This window comes from Pseudomonas sp. PVC-5-1 (genome assembly GCF_057444345.1).
Genome location: NZ_CM172024.1, coordinates 4158707 through 4177664, shown reverse-complemented (window position 1 = coordinate 4177664; position 18958 = coordinate 4158707). Strand labels below are relative to the sequence as shown.

The 18958-nt window shown below is 62.3% G+C and carries 15 protein-coding genes; 9 read left to right on the top strand and 6 right to left on the bottom strand.

Annotated features, from left to right (window positions below; genetic code table 11):
- The first annotated feature begins 719 nt into the window (after window positions 1-719).
- Window positions 720-2138: an amino acid permease gene (locus tag AC2T3R_RS19175; RefSeq protein ID WP_161551429.1), complete on the top strand. Its 1419-nt coding sequence runs from the start codon at window positions 720-722 to the stop codon at window positions 2136-2138.
- Between the two features lie 178 nt (window positions 2139-2316).
- Here AC2T3R_RS19175 and AC2T3R_RS19170 read toward each other — a convergent pair whose 3' ends face one another.
- Window positions 2317-3201 (bottom strand): LysR substrate-binding domain-containing protein, encoded by an 885-nt coding sequence (locus AC2T3R_RS19170; protein WP_486744115.1) that lies wholly within the window; start codon window positions 3199-3201, stop codon window positions 2317-2319.
- A gap of 152 nt (window positions 3202-3353) precedes the next feature.
- Between AC2T3R_RS19170 and ydiJ the strand changes: the two genes are divergently transcribed.
- Window positions 3354-6374: a D-2-hydroxyglutarate dehydrogenase YdiJ gene (gene ydiJ, locus AC2T3R_RS19165; RefSeq protein WP_486744114.1), complete on the top strand. Its 3021-nt coding sequence runs from the start codon at window positions 3354-3356 to the stop codon at window positions 6372-6374.
- Between the two features lie 136 nt (window positions 6375-6510).
- Here the strand turns inward: ydiJ and AC2T3R_RS19160 are convergent, their stop codons facing one another.
- The 4 genes from AC2T3R_RS19160 to phhA all read right to left on the bottom strand — a co-directional run bounded on the left by AC2T3R_RS19160 (window position 6511) and on the right by phhA (window position 9437).
- Window positions 6511-7710 (bottom strand): MFS transporter, encoded by a 1200-nt coding sequence (locus AC2T3R_RS19160; protein ID WP_486744113.1) that lies wholly within the window; start codon window positions 7708-7710, stop codon window positions 6511-6513.
- 91 nt (window positions 7711-7801) lie between these two features.
- Window positions 7802-7930 carry a hypothetical protein gene (locus AC2T3R_RS19155; RefSeq protein WP_015271274.1) on the bottom strand — a complete coding sequence of 43 codons (129 nt, stop codon included), beginning with the start codon at window positions 7928-7930 and terminating at the stop codon, window positions 7802-7804.
- Window positions 7931-8252: 322 nt separating this feature from the next.
- Window positions 8253-8609, bottom strand: coding sequence for a 4a-hydroxytetrahydrobiopterin dehydratase (locus AC2T3R_RS19150; protein ID WP_003254532.1), 357 nt, complete (start codon window positions 8607-8609; stop codon window positions 8253-8255).
- Window positions 8610-8648: 39 nt separating this feature from the next.
- Window positions 8649-9437, bottom strand: a complete 789-nt coding sequence (gene phhA / locus AC2T3R_RS19145) for a phenylalanine 4-monooxygenase (RefSeq protein ID WP_003260109.1) — start codon at window positions 9435-9437, stop codon at window positions 8649-8651.
- 256 nt (window positions 9438-9693) lie between these two features.
- Between phhA and AC2T3R_RS19140 the strand changes: the two genes are divergently transcribed.
- The gene (locus AC2T3R_RS19140; RefSeq protein ID WP_024087504.1) at window positions 9694-11253 is read left to right on the top strand and encodes a sigma-54-dependent phenylalanine hydroxylase transcriptional regulator PhhR; all 1560 of its coding nucleotides are present in this window, start codon (window positions 9694-9696) and stop codon (window positions 11251-11253) included.
- Window positions 11254-11407: 154 nt separating this feature from the next.
- On the opposite strand, the gene AC2T3R_RS19135 is transcribed toward AC2T3R_RS19140, so the two are convergent.
- On the bottom strand, window positions 11408-11662 hold the full coding sequence (locus tag AC2T3R_RS19135; protein ID WP_003260110.1) for a DUF2790 domain-containing protein: 255 nt from the start codon (window positions 11660-11662) through the stop codon (window positions 11408-11410).
- 398 nt (window positions 11663-12060) lie between these two features.
- Here AC2T3R_RS19135 and acs point away from each other — a divergent pair, with 398 nt between their 5' ends.
- The 6 genes from acs (at window position 12061) to argR (ending at window position 18785) form a co-directional block, all read left to right on the top strand.
- Complete coding sequence (gene acs, locus AC2T3R_RS19130; protein WP_015271271.1) at window positions 12061-14022, top strand: acetate--CoA ligase; 1962 nt, start codon at window positions 12061-12063, stop codon at window positions 14020-14022.
- A 639-nt stretch (window positions 14023-14661) separates the two neighbouring features.
- Window positions 14662-15447 (top strand): ABC transporter substrate-binding protein, encoded by a 786-nt coding sequence (locus tag AC2T3R_RS19125; protein WP_054903345.1) that lies wholly within the window; start codon window positions 14662-14664, stop codon window positions 15445-15447.
- An 88-nt stretch (window positions 15448-15535) separates the two neighbouring features.
- Complete coding sequence (locus tag AC2T3R_RS19120) at window positions 15536-16225, top strand: ABC transporter permease (RefSeq protein WP_003260113.1); 690 nt, start codon at window positions 15536-15538, stop codon at window positions 16223-16225.
- Window positions 16222-16920: an ABC transporter permease gene (locus tag AC2T3R_RS19115; RefSeq protein ID WP_003260115.1), complete on the top strand. Its 699-nt coding sequence runs from the start codon at window positions 16222-16224 to the stop codon at window positions 16918-16920. The genes AC2T3R_RS19120 and AC2T3R_RS19115 overlap by 4 nt, the downstream gene beginning before the upstream one ends.
- A 22-nt stretch (window positions 16921-16942) precedes the next feature.
- The gene (locus AC2T3R_RS19110) at window positions 16943-17707 is read left to right on the top strand and encodes an ABC transporter ATP-binding protein (protein ID WP_013973655.1); all 765 of its coding nucleotides are present in this window, start codon (window positions 16943-16945) and stop codon (window positions 17705-17707) included.
- A 97-nt stretch (window positions 17708-17804) separates the two neighbouring features.
- Window positions 17805-18785 carry a transcriptional regulator ArgR gene (gene argR, locus AC2T3R_RS19105; protein WP_238066723.1) on the top strand — a complete coding sequence of 327 codons (981 nt, stop codon included), beginning with the start codon at window positions 17805-17807 and terminating at the stop codon, window positions 18783-18785.
- Window positions 18786-18958 lie beyond the last annotated feature (173 nt).

Here is an 18958-nt window from a genome sequence, read left to right as displayed (position 1 = left end):
CCTTTGCGTTGAAATAGAACCAGCCTTCGGGCTGGTTTTTTTATGGCTGTGAGAATTTGCGGCTGCTGCGCAGCCCTACAGGGCCCGCGCAATATTTGAAATTGACGCGGTCCATGTAGGAGCGGCCTTGTGTCGCGATGGGCCGCAAAGCGGCCCCAAGATATTGAACAAAAAGAATTTTCGGACGACTGGCAAGTTCCTGAACCACCTTGTAAAGAAAACTGTACGAATGTGGTCGGTTTCAGCCCGGATTTCAGATTAGGTCGAATCGTGTAAACAAACCTTGCCGCCGACTCCCCATCAAAACAGCCAGCCAAGCCCCGCCCACCCTTGCCCAAAGCCCCGCCCCACGGTGTTATAGCCGCCATTGCCGTGTGCAAAAGCCTGTCCACAGAGCCGGGCTGACAAAACAACAAATGGAGGCGCCATGTACGCCGATCACTTCGCCTTTCAAGGCCCACACCACAGGATCGCTGCGTTTTTTCCCGAGGAAAGGATGCAACGCGTTGACGCCTGCGCGTTTGCAGGGGTATACAGTGCGCCGCGTTTTACCTGTGACTCCTTTGCGTACCGCGCACTCTTGATCACGCCTGGTTGACCCGCTCCGGCGGCACCTGAGGTCAGGAAACCCAAGGTAACCACCTTGCCCATTCCGCTGCGCCACGAGCGCGGTGGGTCCGATTCCGTCACAGATAAAAACAATGCAGGTGACTTCGTTCATGAGTGGACAAAACATGCATTCAGGCGAGCTCAAGCGGGGCCTGAAGAACCGCCATATCCAGTTGATCGCCCTCGGTGGTGCGATTGGTACCGGCCTGTTCCTCGGCTCGGCAGGCGTGATGAAATCCGCTGGCCCGTCGATGATCCTTGGCTACGCCATCTGCGGCTTCATCGCCTTCATGATCATGCGCCAGCTCGGCGAAATGATCGTCGAAGAGCCGGTGGCCGGCTCGTTCAGCCATTTCGCCCACACCTACTGGGGTGGTTTCGCCGGCTTCCTGTCGGGCTGGAACTGCTGGGTGCTGTACATCCTGGTGGGCATGTCGGAGCTTTCGGCGGTCGGCAAGTATGTCCACTACTGGTGGCCGGAGATCCCCACCTGGGTCACAGCGGCAGCGTTCTTCGTGCTGATCAACGCCATCAACCTGATGAACGTGAAGTTCTTCGGTGAGGCCGAGTTCTGGTTTGCCATCATCAAGGTGGTGGCCATCGTCAGCATGATCGGCCTGGGTGCCTACCTGCTGACCAGCGGCAGCGGCGGCCCGGAAGCCACCGTGGCCAACCTGTGGTCGCACGGCGGCTTCTTCCCGAACGGTGTCAGCGGGCTGGTGATGGCCCTGGCCTTCATCATGTTCTCCTTCGGTGGCCTGGAAATGCTTGGCTTCACCGCTGCCGAGGCCGACAAGCCGAAGACCGTGATCCCCAAGGCAATCAACCAGGTCATCTACCGTATCCTGATCTTCTATGTCGGTGCCCTGGTGGTGCTGCTGTCGCTGACCCCATGGGACAACCTGGTAGCCAGTATCGATGCCTCCGGTGGCAGCTATGGCAGCAGCCCGTTCGTTCAGGTGTTCTCGCTGCTGGGCAGTGACGTGGCCGCGCACCTGCTGAACTTCGTGGTCCTGACTGCAGCGCTGTCGGTGTACAACAGCGGCACCTACTGCAACGCCCGCATGCTGCTGGGCATGGCCGAACAAGGTGACGCTCCGGCGTCGCTGGCCAAGGTCGACAGCCGCGGTGTGCCGGTGCGCTCGATCCTGGCGTCGGCAGGCGTGACGCTGATCGCGGTGCTGCTCAACTACCTGATGCCGCAAAACGCCCTGGAACTGCTGATGTCGCTGGTGGTGGCTACCCTGGTGATCAACTGGGCGATGATCAGTTACTCGCACCTGAAGTTCCGCCAGCACCTGGACCGCACTGGCCAGAAGCCGCTGTTCAAGGCGCTGTGGTACCCCTATGGCAACTACATCTGCCTGGCGTTCGTGGTGCTGATCCTGGGCATCATGGCGATGATCCCGGGTATCCAGGTTTCCGTGTATGCGATCCCGGTGTGGCTGTTTGCCATGTTCGTGGTCTACATGGTCAAGCCGCGTCGCAAGGCGCAGGCCCTTGGGGCTGCTGGTAGCGTGGCCAAGTAAGGCGCTGCGGCGATAGAAAAACCCGAAGCCGGGTGACTGGCTTCGGGTTTTTTGTTGCCTGAGCCGCCCCTTTCGCGGGCGCGCCCGCTCCCACAGGATCACCACAGGTTCCAGTTCAGCGCGGTCCCTGTGGGGGCGGGCGTGCCCGCGAAAGGGCCGGTACAGGCAGCCCAGACATTCAGATCTGCTCCAGCAACCAACTGCGAAACGCCCGCAGCGACGGCAATGCCTCATTGCGTGGGGGGTAGATCAGGTAATAACTGCGCTGGCTGGCAAATGCCACCCCTGGGCTGTAGAGCTCACCCTTGGCCAGTTCTTCCTCCACCAGTATGCGCGGCACCAGGCCGATGCCGATCCCGGCCCGTACCGCCTGGATCAGGTGCGAGGTCAGCTCGAAGCTCGGCCCCAGGCGCATCGTCCGGTGCGCCAGGCCATGGTGCGAGAACCACTCGCCCCAGGCATGCGGGTTGTTGGCCACATTCAGCAGCACCTCTTCACTGATGCGTGCTGGGCTCCAGCCCTGGCTGTCCGCACCAGCCTCAGGCGGCAATATCACCACCAGTTCCTCGGCATGCAGGCGATGGCAGATCAACCCCGGCAGGTCGTGGCTGGCCACGCCGATGGCGGCATCGATCTCGCTGGTGTCGAAGTTGATGGCTTCGATGCGTGAATGTACGTGCACCAACATGCCCGGGTGTGCGCTGTAGAAGGCATGCAACCGCGGCAGCAGCCATTTCGAACCGAAGGTGGGCAGGGTGGCCAGGCGCAAGGTGCCTACCCCCGACTGGTAGGCCAAGGCCTGCAAGGTGGCGCTGCGGATGCGCCCCAGTGCCTCGCTGAGCTCGCGCTGGTACAGGCGGCCGACATCGGTCAGCTGCACCTGGCGCCCCTCGCGGCGGAACAGGGTCAGGCCCAGTTGCTGCTCCAGCGCCTGCACCTGGCGGCTGACCGCGCTCTGGGTCAGCGACAGCTCGGCGGCGGCTCGGGTGTAGCTTTCATGCCGGGCGGCAGCCTCGAAAGCCAGTAGCAGCGACATGGACGGGGTGAGATGGCGGTAATTCATTCATGAAAGTCATTAATAGTGGCAGGATTATCCGTTTGCCCCTGAAGCGAAACTACAGGAACATTGGCCTGCACGTCACCTCCGCATGTCATCACCCATGCCGGAACGACAGGAATCCCGTGAATTAGCCAATATCAAGAGGCCATCCTTCGATGATCGCCCAGCTGCCGACCGTTGCCCCGAGCGCCAACTACCCCGAATTCCTCGAAGCCCTGCGCTACAGCGGCTTCCGTGGCCAGATCAGTGCCGACTACGGCACCCGCACGGTGCTGGCCACCGACAACTCGATCTACCAGCGCTTGCCACAGGCGGCGGTGTTCCCGCTGGACGCCGACGATGTGGCGCGGGTCGCCACGCTGATGGCCGAGGGGCGCTTCCAGCAGGTCAAGCTGACCCCGCGCGGTGGTGGTACCGGCACCAACGGGCAGTCGCTTACCGACGGTATCGTCGTCGACCTGTCGCGGCACATGAACAAGATCCTCGAAATCAACGTCGAGGAACGCTGGGTGCGGGTGCAGGCCGGTACTGTCAAGGACCAGCTCAACGCTGCGCTCAAGCCGCACGGGCTGTTCTTCGCCCCCGAGCTGTCCACCTCCAACCGTGCCACTGTCGGCGGCATGATCAACACCGACGCCAGCGGCCAGGGCAGCTGCACCTATGGCAAGACCCGCGACCACGTACTGGAGCTGCACAGCGTGCTGCTCGGTGGCGAGCGCCTGCACAGCCTGCCGATCGACGATGCCGCGCTGGAACAGGCCTGTGCTGCGCCTGGGCGGGTCGGCGAGGTGTACCGCATGGCGCGGGAGATCCAGGAAACCCAGGCCGATCTCATCGAAGCCACTTTCCCCAAGCTCAATCGTTGCCTGACCGGCTATGACCTGGCCCACCTGCGCGACGAGCAGGGCCGCTTCAACCTCAACAGCGTGCTGTGCGGTGCCGAGGGCTCGCTGGGCTATGTGGTCGAAGCCAAGCTCAATGTGCTGCCGATCCCCAAGTACGCCGTGCTGGTCAACGTGCGCTACACCAGCTTCATGGATGCACTGCGTGATGCCAACGCGCTGATGGCGCACAAGCCGCTGTCGATCGAGACCGTCGACTCCAAGGTGCTGATGCTGGCGATGAAGGATATCGTCTGGCACAGCGTCGCCGAATACTTCCCGGCCGACCCCGAGCGCCCGACCTTGGGCATCAACTTGGTGGAGTTCTGCGGCGACGAGCCGGCCGAGGTCAATGCCAAGGTGCAAGCGTTCATCCAGCACCTGCAGAGCGACACCAGCGTCGAGCGCCTGGGCCATACCCTGGCCGAGGGTGCCGAGGCGGTGACCCGCGTCTACACCATGCGTAAACGTTCGGTGGGCCTGCTGGGCAACGTCGAGGGCGAAGTACGCCCGCAACCGTTCGTGGAAGACACCGCGGTACCGCCGGAGCAACTGGCCGACTACATCGCCGACTTCCGTGCACTGCTCGATGGCTACGGCCTGGCCTATGGCATGTTCGGCCACGTCGATGCCGGCGTGCTGCACGTGCGCCCGGCGCTGGACATGAAGGACCCGGCCCAGGCCGCACTGGTCAAGCCGATTTCCGACGCCGTGGCGGCGCTGACCAAAAGCTATGGCGGCTTGCTGTGGGGCGAGCACGGCAAGGGCCTGCGTTCTGAATACGTGCCGGAGTACTTCGGCGAGCTGTACCCGGCGCTGCAGCGCCTGAAAGGCGCCTTCGACCCACACAACCAGCTCAACCCGGGCAAGATCTGCACCCCGTTGGGCAGTGCCGAAGGCCTGACCCCGGTCGATGGCGTGACCCTGCGCGGCGATCTCGACCGCACCATCGACGAGCGCGTGTGGCAGGACTTCCCTAGCGCCGTGCACTGCAACGGCAACGGCGCCTGCTACAACTACGACCCCAACGACGCCATGTGCCCGTCGTGGAAGGCCACCCGCGAGCGCCAGCACTCACCCAAGGGCCGTGCCTCGCTGATGCGCGAATGGCTGCGCCTGCAGGGCGAGGCCAACATCGACGTGCTGGCGGCGGCACGCAACAAGGTGTCGTGGCTCAAGGGCCTGCCGGCACGCCTGCGCAACAACCGTGCGCGCAGCCAGGGCCAGGAAGACTTCTCTCATGAGGTGTACGACGCCATGGCCGGCTGCCTGGCGTGCAAGTCGTGCGCCGGGCAGTGCCCGATCAAGGTCAACGTGCCGGACTTCCGCTCGCGCTTCCTCGAGCTGTACCACGGCCGCTACCAGCGCCCGCTGCGTGACTACCTGATCGGTTCGCTGGAGTTCACCATCCCGTACCTGGCCCACGCGCCCGGGCTGTACAACGCGGTGATGGGCTCGAAGTGGGTGAGCAAGCTGCTGGCCGACAAGGTCGGCATGGTCGACAGCCCGCTGATCAGTCGCTTCAACTTCCAGGCCACCCTGACCCGCTGCCGCGTCGGCGTGGCCAGCGTGCCGGCCCTGCGTGAACTGACCCCGGCCCAGCGCGAGCGCAGCATCGTGCTGGTGCAGGATGCATTTACCCGTTACTTCGAGACACCGCTGCTGTCGGCCTTCATCGACCTGGCGCACCGCCTGGGCCACCGGGTGTTCCTGGCGCCGTACAGTGCAAACGGCAAGCCACTGCACGTTCAGGGCTTCCTCGGTGCGTTTGCCAAGGCGGCTGTCCGTAATGCGACCCAGCTCAAGGCCCTGGCTGACTGCGGCGTGCCGCTGGTGGGCCTGGACCCGGCGATGACCCTGGTGTATCGCCAGGAGTACCAGAAAGTGCCGGGCCTGGATGGCTGCCCGCAGGTGCTGTTGCCGCAGGAGTGGTTGATGGACGTGCTGCCGGAGCAGGCACCGACTGCGCCGGGCAATTTCCGCCTGATGGCGCACTGCACCGAGAAGACCAACGTGCCGGCCAGCACCAAGCAGTGGGAGCAGGTGTTCGCCCGTCTGGGCCTGAAGCTGGTGACCGAGGCGACTGGTTGCTGCGGTATGTCTGGTACCTATGGGCACGAGGCGCGCAATCAGGATACCTCGCGGACCATCTTCGAGCAGTCGTGGGCGACCAAGCTGGACAAGGAAGGCGAGCCGCTGGCGACAGGCTACTCGTGCCGCAGCCAGGTCAAGCGCATGACCGAGCGGCAGATGCGCCACCCGCTGGAAGTGGTGCTGCAGTACGCTCAGCGCTGACCTTCAGGGCCCCGGGGGCTGCCTTGCAGCCCATCGCCGGCAAGCCAGCTCCCACAGGTGTAGCGTCAGCCTTGGTTCATGCGGACCCTGTGGGAGCTGGCTTGCCGGCGATGGGCCAGTGCAGGCAGTACATAAATCAGGTTTGCTGTGCGCGATCCCGCCTTCGCTGCGCCTGCCGATACAGATACAAACTCAACACCAGCCCGCAAGCCGCCGCCGCTGCCGCAAACAGAAACATCGAAGCAAACCCGAACCCCGCCGCCACCGCGCCCACCAGTGGCCCGGTCACCCCCAGCGACAAATCGATGAACAGCGAATAAGCCCCCACCGCCGCCCCGCGGTTGGCCGCCGACACCTGGTTCACCGCCTCCACGCCCAGTGCCGGGAACACCAGCGAGAAGCCGAACCCGCTCAGTGCGGCCCCCGCCAACGCCAGTTCGGCGCTGGGCGCCAGCCACAGCATCAGCAGCCCGAGCGTTTCCACCGACAGGCAGGCGATCGCCACCCGGAACCCGCCAAGCCGGTTGATCAGGTTGCCGAACAGTAGTCGCGCACTGATGAAGCTGGCGCCGAACAGGCTCAGGGTCAGTGCCGCATTGGCCCAGCCACGGCTGGCGTAATACAAGGTGATGAAGGTGGCGATGGTGCCAAAGCCGATCGAGCCCAGGGCAAGCCCCGAGCCGTGCGGGAACACCTTGCCCAGCACCCGCAGGAACGGCAGGCGCACGCCACTGACGATCGGTGCGGCCTGTTTGGGCCAGGCCAGCAGCAACCCGAGCGCACACAGCAGGATGATGCTCACGCCCATGCTCCACAGGCCCAGGCTCTTGACCATCAGCACGCCCAACGGAGCGCCGATGGCCAGCGCGCCATAGCTGGCGATGCCGTTCCAGGAAATGACCTTGGCCGTGTTTTCAGCACCTACGCGGCCAATGCCCCAGCCAATGGAACCGGAGCCCACCAGGCTTTCCGCACTGCCGAGTACCAGGCGGCCGACCAGCAGGCAGGCCAGGCTAAGCCAAGGGAGGTGGGTGAGGAAGGCGCAGGCCAGCATGAACACCCCGCTGAGCCCGCAGCCGGCCAAGCCATACATGACCGCCTTCTTGCTGCCGTAGTTGTCGATGATGCGGCTGGCGGTGGGGCGGCTGAGCAGGGTGGCTAGGTACTGCACGCTGATCACCAGGCCCGCGACCACGGCGCTGAAGCCCAGGTCGTTGTGCACATAGCCGGGCAATACTGCCAGCGGGATGCCGATGTTCAGGTAGCCGATGAAGGTGAAGAGGACGATGGAGACGACTTGCAGGGTGACCGCAAGAGGGCGCGGTGAGTGGGGCATGAGGGCCTACGTGGGTTCTGGACGGTGTGAAAACGTGATGACGGGGATAGCCCGCAGGTCAGCCGTTTTCACACAGTCGGGGGATGCGCGGTTATTCCTGGTCAGCGCTGGATTGATCGTCACCATCCTGCTCGACGGCAGCTGCCGGTTCGGCGTGAACGGTAACGGTTGGCTCTTCTGGGTTCAGGCTTGGGAAGGGAAGATTCGGGATTTCATGCATCTCGTCGTTCCTCGCAAGTGTGAGTGAAAAGTCTGCGCCAGGCGCGTTTGAAGCTTTGCAAAGCTGGGGCAGGATACACAAGTCTGGATGACAGTTTGGGTTTTTTTGGCGGTCGCTTGTCGGTTTTGCGGGCGAACAGCGGACATTTTTCCTGCAAAAAACTGGGGCCGCTTCGCGCCCCTTCGCGGCGGTTCGGCGCCCCGACACGCCCGCTCCCACTAGGACCGCGAAGATCAGGGCTTGCGCGGTCCTAGTGGGAGCGGACGTGTCGGGGCGCCGAACCGCCGCGAAGGGGCGCGAAGCGGCCCCAATTTCCAAGCAGTTACTTGCGGCCTTCAGCCGTCTCCGCCACCTTGTCGGTGCGTGCGCACATGATGAAGTCATTGCGGTGCAGGCCTTTGATCGAGTGGCTCCACCAGGTCACGGTGACCTTGCCCCACTCGGTCAGCAGGCCCGGGTGGTGGCCTTCGGCCTCGGCGATCTCGCCCACGGCATTGGTGAACGCCAGGGCGTGCTTGAAGTTCTTGAACAGGAACACGCGTTCCAGCTCCATGTGGCCGTCACGTACTTCGATGTTCCAGTCCGGGATTTCGCGAATCAGCTCGGCCAGCTCTTCGTCGGTGACCTTTGGTGCGTCGGCGCGGCAGGCTTCGCAATGGGCTTGGTTCAAGGCATTCATGTGGTGTTTTCCGGTTCGAGTTGTTATCGGCAAGGTCGCTCAGGCAGCGACCTTGGGTGGAAACTTCGGTGCGTGCAGGCCCAGCTGCATGGCTTTGTGAACCATGCCCATGATGTCTTCGTGGGCCAGGTCGAACAGACGCTTCATGTTCGGTAGCACGAAATACAGCGGCTGCAGGATGTCGATGCGGTACGGTGTGCGCATGGCCTCGATCGGGTCGAAGGCCTGGTGCTCGGGCTCGCCAGACAGACTGTAGACGGTCTCCTTTGGCGACGAGAGGATGCCGCCGCCATAGATCTTGCGGCCCTGCGCGGTTTCCATCAGGCCGAACTCGATGGTCATCCAGTACAGGCGCGCCAGGTAAACGCGTTGTTCCTTGGTCGCGGCCAGGCCGAGCTTGCCGTAGGTATGGGTGAATTCGGCGAACCAGGGGTTGGTCAGCAGCGGGCAGTGGCCGAAGATCTCGTGGAAGATATCGGGCTCTTGCAGGTAGTCCAGCTCTTCCGGGGTACGGATGAAGGTGGCTACCGGGAAGCGCTTGCTGGCCAGCAGTTCGAAGAAGGTCTGGAAGGGGATCAGCGCCGGGACCCGAGCAACCTGCCAACCGGTGGTGGCGCCCAGCACCTTGTTGATCTCGCCCAGTTGCGGAATACGGTCATGGGGCAGCTTGAGCTGGTCGATGCCGTCCAGGTATTCCTGGCACGCGCGGCCTTCGATCACTTTCAACTGACGGGTGATCAGGGTGTTCCATACCGCATGCTCTTGCTGCGGGTAATCGATAAAACCATGCGCATCGGGCTCGCGTGCCACGTATTGCGTCTGTTTCATGTGGCTCTCCTGGTGAGGGCTTTTCTTGTTATGTGCAGGACATGCCTAAGGAATATCCCTTCGCTGGCCACTTTGCACGGGGTGGGCCATTGGGCGGGACCGGCATTCGGCGATGTTTTCGTAACGATAATTTTACAAAAAGGCGTAGGTGTCGGAAAATCCGAGGCATCTGGCTGAAGCTTCGGCTGTTTTTGTCAGCTTATCTTTACGACTTTTCCGCGCGGTGTTGAAAAACATTGGCGCTTCGAGAGCCCTCATGCGTATCAAAGTGCATTGCCAGAACCGTATTGGCATCCTGCGCGACATCCTCAACCTGCTGGTGGAGTACGGCATCAACGTGCTGCGCGGCGAGGTGGGCGGTGACCATGGCAACGCCATCTACCTGCATTGCCCGAACCTGATCAATCTGCAGTTCCAGGCGCTGCGGCCGAAGTTCGAGGCGATTGCCGGGGTATTCGGTGTCAAGCGCGTGGGGCTGATGCCCAGCGAGCGCCGACACATGGAGCTGAATGCGTTGCTGGGTGCGCTGGACTTTCCGGTACTGTCGATCGACATGGGCGGCAGCATCGTCGCCGCCAATCGTGCCGCTGCGCAGCTGCTGGGGGTGCGGGTGGACGAAGTGCCGGGCATGCCGCTGGCGCGCTATGTGGAGGACTTCGACCTGCCAGAGCTGGTGCGCGCCAACAAGTCGCGCATCAACGGCCTGCGCATCAAGGTCAAGGGCGATGTGTTCCTGGCCGATATCGCGCCGCTGCAGTCCGAGCACGACGACAGCGAGGCGCTGGCCGGCGCGGTGCTGACCCTGCACCGCGCCGACCGAATCGGTGAGCGCATCTATAACGTGCGCAAGCAGGAGCTGCGCGGTTTCGACAGTATCTTCCAGAGCTCGCGGGTGATGGCTGCGGTGGTGCGCGAGGCGCGGCGCATGGCGCCGCTGGACGCGCCTTTGCTGATCGAGGGCGAGACCGGCACCGGCAAGGAATTGCTGGCGCGTGCCTGCCACCTGGCAAGCCCGCGCGGCCAGTCGCCGTTGATGGCGCTCAACTGCGCCGGGTTGCCCGAGTCGATGGCCGAGACCGAGCTGTTCGGCTACGGCCCCGGGGCATTCGAAGGGGCGCGGGCCGAGGGCAAGCTGGGGCTGCTGGAGCTGACCGCCGGTGGCACGCTGTTTCTCGACGGGGTAGGGGAGATGAGCCCACGCTTGCAGGTAAAGCTGCTGCGTTTTCTGCAAGATGGCTGCTTCCGCCGCGTAGGCAGCGATGAAGAGGTGTACCTGGATGTGCGAGTGATCTGCGCGACCCAGGTGGATTTGTCCGAATTGTGTGCCCGTGGCGAGTTTCGCCAGGACCTGTATCACCGGCTCAATGTGTTGTCGCTGCACATTCCACCATTGCGCGAATGCATGGATGGCCTTGAAGGGCTAGTGCAGCACTTTCTCGACCAGGCCAGCCGGCAGATCGGCTGCGCCATGCCGCGCCTGGCGCCAGCGGCGATGGACAAACTCGGCCAGTACCATTGGCCGGGTAATGTAAGGCAGTTGGAAAACGTGTTGTTCCAGGCGGTTTCGTTATGCGAAGGCGGCGTGGTCAAAAGTGAACATATACGTTTGCCGGATTACGGCGTGCGCCAACCGCTGGGTGAATTTTCGCTGGATGGGGATCTTTCGCAGATTGTCGGACGTTTTGAAAAAGCGGTACTGGAAAGTTTGATGGGGGAATTCCCGAGTAGTCGGGCTTTAGGTAAAAGACTGGGTGTTTCGCATACTACTATTGCCAACAAGTTGAGGGATTATTCGTTGGGCAAGTCGGTAGATTAATAAGCGGTTGGTCAATAACCTGTTAATCAGGTGCAATATTCTTCGCGGGCTTGCCCGCTCCCACAGGTACCGCGCCAAATTCAGGGCAGGCGCTGTACCTGTGGGAGCGGGCAAGCCCGCGAAAGGGGCCCGCAGGGCCCCAATTCACAAGGTATCAGCCGTTCGAGCAGCCGTTCCCCATCACGCGGTATTCGAGAATGTGCTTCTGGCCCTTGGAGTCCTCGTAGGTCATGCGGGCTGGCACGACTTCGCACACATTGGGCACTTCGCTCATGGAAATGACGCGGGCAATGTCCAGGTGCTGCGAGTAACTGTACTGTTCAACCGGAATCTGCTCGGCATCTTTGGCTTCGCCGGCCATCGCCGCGCCGCAAAGACTGCCAAGTACCAATACCAGTAAAGCTTTCATTTTCAATTTACCTGTCTAAGGTCGTGAGGGGGCACGCGGCGCTTATGGCGCCGCGAGTATTGCTAGTTTTAACTATCAGGTTTGGAGGGGGATTAACGCTTGCCTTCGTGGGGGCTGTTACCAGTTGTTAATCGCCTTGCCGTTGCTGGCGAGGTGAATTTTATGGCTGGGGCCAAGGCCGAAACAGTGGGTCTTTTGATAAAGTGTTTTGACAGAATCTGTAACAATCCTCTGGTAAACCGCGCCCGTAATTTCTCGCCTGGGCTGTAAGGTGCGTGCCAGAGCGCTTTGTCTGAACGGGCGTACCAAATTACTACCAACGTCGAATGGCTTTTGTCGCTCTGGTACAGTTACAAACGGTTCCATACAAAAACAACTATTACACCGAGGTAACACAGATGAGTGCGGCTCCACTGTATCCCGTTCGTCCCGAGGTTGCGGCCACCACCCTGACCGACGAGGCCACCTACAAGGCCATGTACCAGCAATCGGTGATCAACCCGGACGGCTTCTGGCGCGAGCAGGCCCAGCGCATCGACTGGATCAAGCCGTTCACCAAGGTCAAGCAGACCTCCTTCGACGACCATCACGTCGATATCAAATGGTTCGCCGACGGCACTCTGAACGTTTCCTCCAACTGCCTGGACCGCCATCTCGAAGAGCGCGGTGACCAGTTGGCCATCATCTGGGAAGGCGACGACCCTTCCGAACACCGCAACATCACCTACCGCGAACTGCACGAGCAGGTCTGCAAGTTCGCCAACGCCCTGCGTGGCCAGGATGTGCACCGGGGTGACGTGGTCACCATCTACATGCCGATGATCCCCGAAGCCGTGGTCGCCATGCTGGCCTGTGCCCGTATCGGTGCGATTCACTCGGTGGTGTTCGGCGGCTTCTCGCCCGAAGCGCTGGCTGGCCGTATCATCGACTGCAAGTCCAAGGTCGTGATCACCGCAGACGAAGGCGTGCGCGGTGGCCGCCGTACCCCGCTCAAGGCCAACGTCGACCTGGCGCTGACCAACCCTGAAACCAACAGCGTGCAGAAGATCATCGTGTGCAAGCGCACCGGTGGCGACATTGCCTGGCACCAGCACCGCGACATCTGGTACGAAGACCTGATGAAAGTCGCCTCCAGCCATTGCGCGCCGAAAGAGATGGGTGCCGAGGAAGCGCTGTTCATCCTTTATACCTCCGGCTCCACCGGCAAGCCGAAGGGCGTGCTGCACACCACCGGCGGCTACCTGGTATACGCCGCGCTGACCCATGAGCGCGTGTTCGACTATCGCCCGGGCGAGGTGTACTGGTGTACCGCTGACGTGGGTTGGGTCACCGGCCACAGCTACATCGTCTACGGCCCGCTGGCCAACGGCGCTACTACCTTGCTGTTCGAAGGCGTGCCGAACTACCCCGACATCACGCGCGTGTCGAAGATCGTCGACAAGCACAAGGTCAACATCCTGTACACCGCGCCAACCGCCATCCGCGCGATGATGGCCGAAGGGCAGGCTGCAGTCGAAGGTGCCGATGGCTCCAGCCTGCGCCTGCTGGGCTCGGTGGGTGAGCCGATCAACCCCGAAGCCTGGAACTGGTACTACAAGACCGTGGGCAAGGAGCGTTGCCCGATCGTCGACACCTGGTGGCAGACCGAGACCGGCGGCATCCTGATCAGCCCGCTGCCGGGCGCCACCGGCCTCAAGCCGGGCTCGGCAACCCGCCCATTCTTCGGCGTGGTGCCGGCGCTGGTGGACAACCTGGGCAACCTGATCGAGGGCGCTGCCGAAGGCAACCTGGTGATCCTCGATTCCTGGCCGGGCCAGTCGCGTTCGCTGTACGGCGACCACGACCGTTTCGTCGATACCTACTTCAAGACCTTCCGTGGCATGTACTTCACCGGTGATGGTGCGCGCCGCGACGAGGATGGCTACTACTGGATCACCGGTCGCGTGGATGACGTGCTGAACGTGTCCGGTCACCGCATGGGTACTGCCGAAATCGAAAGCGCCATGGTGGCGCATGCGAAAGTGGCCGAGGCCGCGGTGGTGGGTGTGCCGCACGACATCAAGGGGCAGGGCATCTATGTGTATGTCACCCTCAACGCCGGTATCGAGGCCAGCGAGCAGCTGCGCCTGGAGCTGAAGAACTGGGTGCGCAAGGAAATCGGCCCGATCGCCTCGCCGGATGTGATCCAGTGGGCGCCGGGGCTGCCGAAGACCCGGTCGGGCAAGATCATGCGCCGCATCCTGCGCAAGATTGCCACGGGTGAGTACGATGCCCTGGGCGATATCTCGACCCTGGCCGACCCGGGTGTGGTGCAACACCTGATCGATACCCACAAGGCCATGAGCCTGGCTTCGGCCTGATAGTGGGGCTCGCAAACGCTGGAGGCGTTGCGCTATCTCTGTGGGAGCGGCTTTAGCCGCGAAGAGCCCAGCGCGGTGGATGGCACCGGCGTTGCCGGTGTTCGCGGCTGAAGCCGCTCCCACAGGGTGAGGTATATGCCTGAGGGCTGTGTTGTACCAGTGAGGCCAGCCAGCAAGAACCCCGCCCGGGCAACCGGCGGGGTTTTTGCTTTACTGTTACCCGACATTCATCGGTAACTGTTCTGTCACCGGCGTCGCACAATATCGGGGCGCCAGGAAACAAATCCGGCCTGTTTCGGTGCGTTTTCGCAGCCTTTTTTGCGACACGGCACGCTGCACTTGCCGTAATACAAGGCTTTGCCAATAATAGGCCCGGGAATTGCTAGTACTATAGGTTCTATTTCTTGCGCTCTTGCATATTTTGCAATGGCTGTCAACATCGCCCGCTGCCGTTTCAAGCGCTTCTGTAAGTAGTTGTCGCTTTGAAGAAATATCGACTACCGGGCTGTCGTTAAAATGCCACTCACTCGCTCGTGGTCTGCGACCTTGGTCGAACCCTGCGCGGCTCGCGTTGTACCCATTCGCATATCGGGCAGCCGTTACCTGCCTTGTATTGCTCCGTACCGATGGAGTTACCTGATGAAGAAGCTCGCACTGCTTGGCGCCCTGGCGCTGTCCGTGTTTTCCCTGGTGTCGCAGGCCGATGAAAAACCGCTGAAAATCGGCATCGAAGCCGCCTACCCACCCTTCGCCTTCAAGCAGCCAGACGGCAGCATTGCCGGTTTTGACTACGACATCGGCAACGCCCTGTGCGAAGAGATGAAAGCCAAGTGCACCTGGGTCGAGCAGGAGTTCGACGGCCTGATCCCGGCGCTGAAAGTGCGCAAGATCGACGCCATCCTGTCGTCCATGTCGATCACCGAAGACCGCAAGAAATCGGTCGACTTCACCAAGCGCTACTACCTGACCCCGGCGCGCCTGGTGATGAAGGAAGGTACCGCCGTCAGCGACAGCCTGGATGAGCTCAAGGGCAAGAAGATTGGTGTGCAGCGCGGTTCGATCCACGACCGCTTCGCCAAGGAAGTGCTGGGCGCCAAAGGTGCCACCGTGGTTCCTTACGGCACCCAGAACGAAATCTACCTGGACGTGGCAGCTGGCCGCCTCGATGGCACCGTGGCTGACGCCACCCTGCTGGAAGACGGCTTCCTCAAGACCGACGCCGGCAAGGGCTTCGCCTTCGTAGGCCCGGCCTTCACCGACGCCAAGTACTTCGGCGACGGCATCGGTATTGCCGTGCGCAAGGGTGACAAGGCCAACGTCGACCGCATCAACGCTGCCATCGACGCCATCCGTGCCAACGGCAAGTACAAAGAAATCGAGAAGAAGTACTTCAACTTCGACATCTACGGTCCAGACTCGAACTAAGACGTCGGGTTTCACCTGTGCAATGGTGCAAACAGCAGAGGCTCTGAGGTTTGCACCATTTTTCATTCTCTAGGTCGAGGACCTCATCATGTTGAAAGGCTACGGGGCAGTCATCCTCGACGGGGCGTGGCTGACGCTTCAGCTCGCCCTGTCGTCGATGGCCCTGGCCATCGTGCTCGGCCTGATCGGTGTGGCACTGCGCTTGTCGCCGGTGCGCTGGCTGGCCTGGCTGGGCGATCTGTATTCCACGGTGATTCGTGGTATTCCGGACCTGGTCCTGATCCTGCTGATCTTCTACGGCGGGCAGGACATCATCAACCGGGTTGCGCCGCTGCTCGGTTATGAAGACTACATCGACCTGAATCCGCTGATCGCGGGTATCGGTACCCTGGGCTTCATCTTTGGTGCCTACCTGTCGGAAACCTTCCGCGGTGCGTTCCTTGGTATTCCGAAAGGCCAGGCCGAAGCCGGCGTGGCGTATGGCATGAGCAACCGCCAGGTGTTCTTCCGCATCCAGGTGCCGCAAATGATTCGCCTGGCGATCCCGGGCTTCACCAACAACTGGCTGGTGCTGACCAAGGCCACCGCGCTGATTTCGGTAGTGGGCCTGCAGGACATGATGTTCAAGGCCAAGCAGGCGGCCGATGCCACCCGCGAGCCTTTCACCTTCTTCCTGGCGGTGGCGGCCCTGTACCTGGTGCTGACCAGCATCTCGCTGCTGGCCCTGAAGTATCTCGAGCGCCGCTACTCGGTTGGCGTCAAGGTGGCTGAACTATGATCTTCGACTACAACGTCGTCTGGGAGGCACTGCCGATGTATTTCGGCGGCCTGCTGACCACCCTCAAGCTGCTGGCGATTTCGCTGTTCTTCGGGCTGCTGGCGGCCATTCCGCTGGGCCTGATGCGGGTGTCCAAGCAGCCAGCGGTCAATCTCGTGGCGTGGCTTTACACCTACGTGATCCGCGGCACGCCGATGCTGGTGCAGCTGTTCCTGATCTATTACGGCCTGGCGCAGTTCGAGGCGGTGCGCGAAAGCTTCCTGTGGCCGCTGCTGTCCAGCGCTACCTTCTGCGCCTGCCTGGCGTTCGGCATCAACACCAGTGCCTACACCGCCGAAATCATCGCCGGCAGCCTCAAGGCCACGCCGCATGGCGAAATCGAGGCGGCCAAGGCCATGGGCATGTCGCGCATGAAGATGTACCGGCGCATCCTGCTGCCGTCGGCCCTGCGCCGGGCGCTGCCGCAGTACAGCAACGAAGTGATCATGATGCTGCAGACCACCAGCCTGGCGTCGATCGTTACCCTGATCGACATCACTGGCGCTGCGCGCACGGTCAATGCCCAGTACTACCTGCCTTTCGAGGCCTATATCACGGCGGGCGTGTTCTACCTGTGCCTGACCTTCATCCTGGTGCGCCTGTTCAAGATGGCCGAACGCCGCTGGCTCGGCTACCTGGCGCCGCGCAAGCACTGACCGCTTTGTGAGAATCGACAGCATGTACAAACTCGAAGTCCAAGACCTGCACAAGCGCTACGGTAGCCATGAAGTGCTCAAGGGCGTGTCCCTGTCGGCCAAGGCAGGCGATGTCATCAGCATCATCGGCTCCAGCGGTTCGGGCAAGTCGACCTTCCTGCGCTGCATCAACCTGCTGGAGCAGCCGCACGCTGGCAAGATCCTGCTCAACAACGAAGAGTTGAAGCTGGTACCGGGCAAGGACGGCGCGCTCAAGGCAGCCGACCCGCGTCAGCTGCAGCGCATGCGCTCGCGCCTGTCGATGGTTTTCCAGCACTTCAACCTGTGGTCGCACATGACCGCGCTGGAAAACATCATCGAAGCGCCGGTGCATGTGCTGGGTGTGAATCGCAAGGAGGCCCTGGAAAAGGCCGAGCATTACCTGGCCAAGGTCGGAGTCGCCCACCGCAAGGATGCCTTCCCGGGGCACATGTCCGGCGGCGAGCAGCAGCGTGTGGCAATTGCCCGGGCGCTGGCCATGGAGCCGGAGGTCATGCTGTTCGACGAGCCGACCTCGGCGCTGGACCCGGAACTGGTGGGCGATGTGCTCAAGGTGATGCAGTCGCTGGCCCAGGAAGGCCGCACCATGGTGGTGGTGACCCACGAAATGGGCTTTGCCCGTGAGGTTTCCAACCAGCTGGTGTTCCTGCACAAGGGCCTGGTGGAAGAAACCGGCTGCCCGCGCGAAGTGCTGGCCAACCCGCAGTCGGAGCGCCTGAAGCAGTTCCTCTCCGGCAGCCTGAAGTAAAAGCTGCATTTTTGCACCAGAATAGGGCATGCTGCGCGGCGAGCGCAGCCTGACCCGGCGCACAGACTCGAACGACCTCAGGTTTCGGACCGCACCTATGACCACCCAGCGAATCGGTTTTCTCATTTGGCCCAGCACCCGGCCCTTGACCCTGGCGCTGGCCGAGGAAGTGTTGCAGGTGGCGCAGCGGGTGCACCCGGAGGTGGTCTACGATCTGGTCTTTCTGCAGGCGGAGCCGGCGCAAGAGGGTAGCTGGCGCTTGCCGGGCGAGCCGTGGAACGGTCGCCTGGAGGGGTGTCACAAGCTGTTCCTGTTGGCTGACGAGCAGCCGCCGGCGGTGGGGGCTGCGTTGTCGGCGGCGCTCAAGCAGTTGGCGCGCAGTGGTTGCATGATTGGCGGCCTGTCGGCCGGGGTCTACCCTCTGGCGATGCTGGGCCTGCTCGACGGTTACCGGGCTGCGGTGCACTGGCGCTGGCAGGATGATTTTGCCGAGCGCTTCCCCAAGGTTATCGCCACCAGTCACCTGTTCGACTGGGACCGCGATCGCCTGACCGCTTGTGGCGGCATGGCCGTGACCGACCTGCTGCTGGCAGTGTTGGCCCGTGATCACGGGGCGGAGCTGGCCGGGGCGGTGTCGGAGGAACTGGTGGTCGAGCGCATTCGCGAGGGTGGCGAGCGCCAGCGTATTCCGCTGCAGAACCGCCTGGGCTCCAGCCACCCCAAGCTGACCCAGGCGGTGCTGCTGATGGAAGCCAACATCGAAGAGCCGCTGACCACCGACGAAATTGCCCAACACGTGTGCGTGTCGCGCCGGCAGCTGGAGCGCATCTTCAAGCAGTACCTGAACCGCGTGCCGAGCCAGTATTACCTGGAGCTGCGGCTGAACAAGGCGCGGCAGATGCTGATGCAGACCAGCAAGTCGATCATCCAGATCGGGCTGTCCTGCGGCTTCTCCTCGGGGCCGCATTTTTCCAGTGCCTACCGCAACTTCTTTGGCGCAACGCCGCGGGAGGATCGCAACCAGCGGCGTAGCAGCAGCCCGTTCGAACTGAGCTCGGCGCCTGCCGAAAAAGGCTGATTGCCCTGTAGTCTGTACTGGCCCTATCGCCGGCAAGCCAGCTCCCACAGGATCACCACAGGCCTTGATGGTTACGGGGTACTTGTGGGAGCTGGCTTGCCGGCGATAGGGCCGGTGCAGGCCACCTACTTCTATATGTGAACACCCGTTCACCCAGCCCCCTCTCTCCCGTA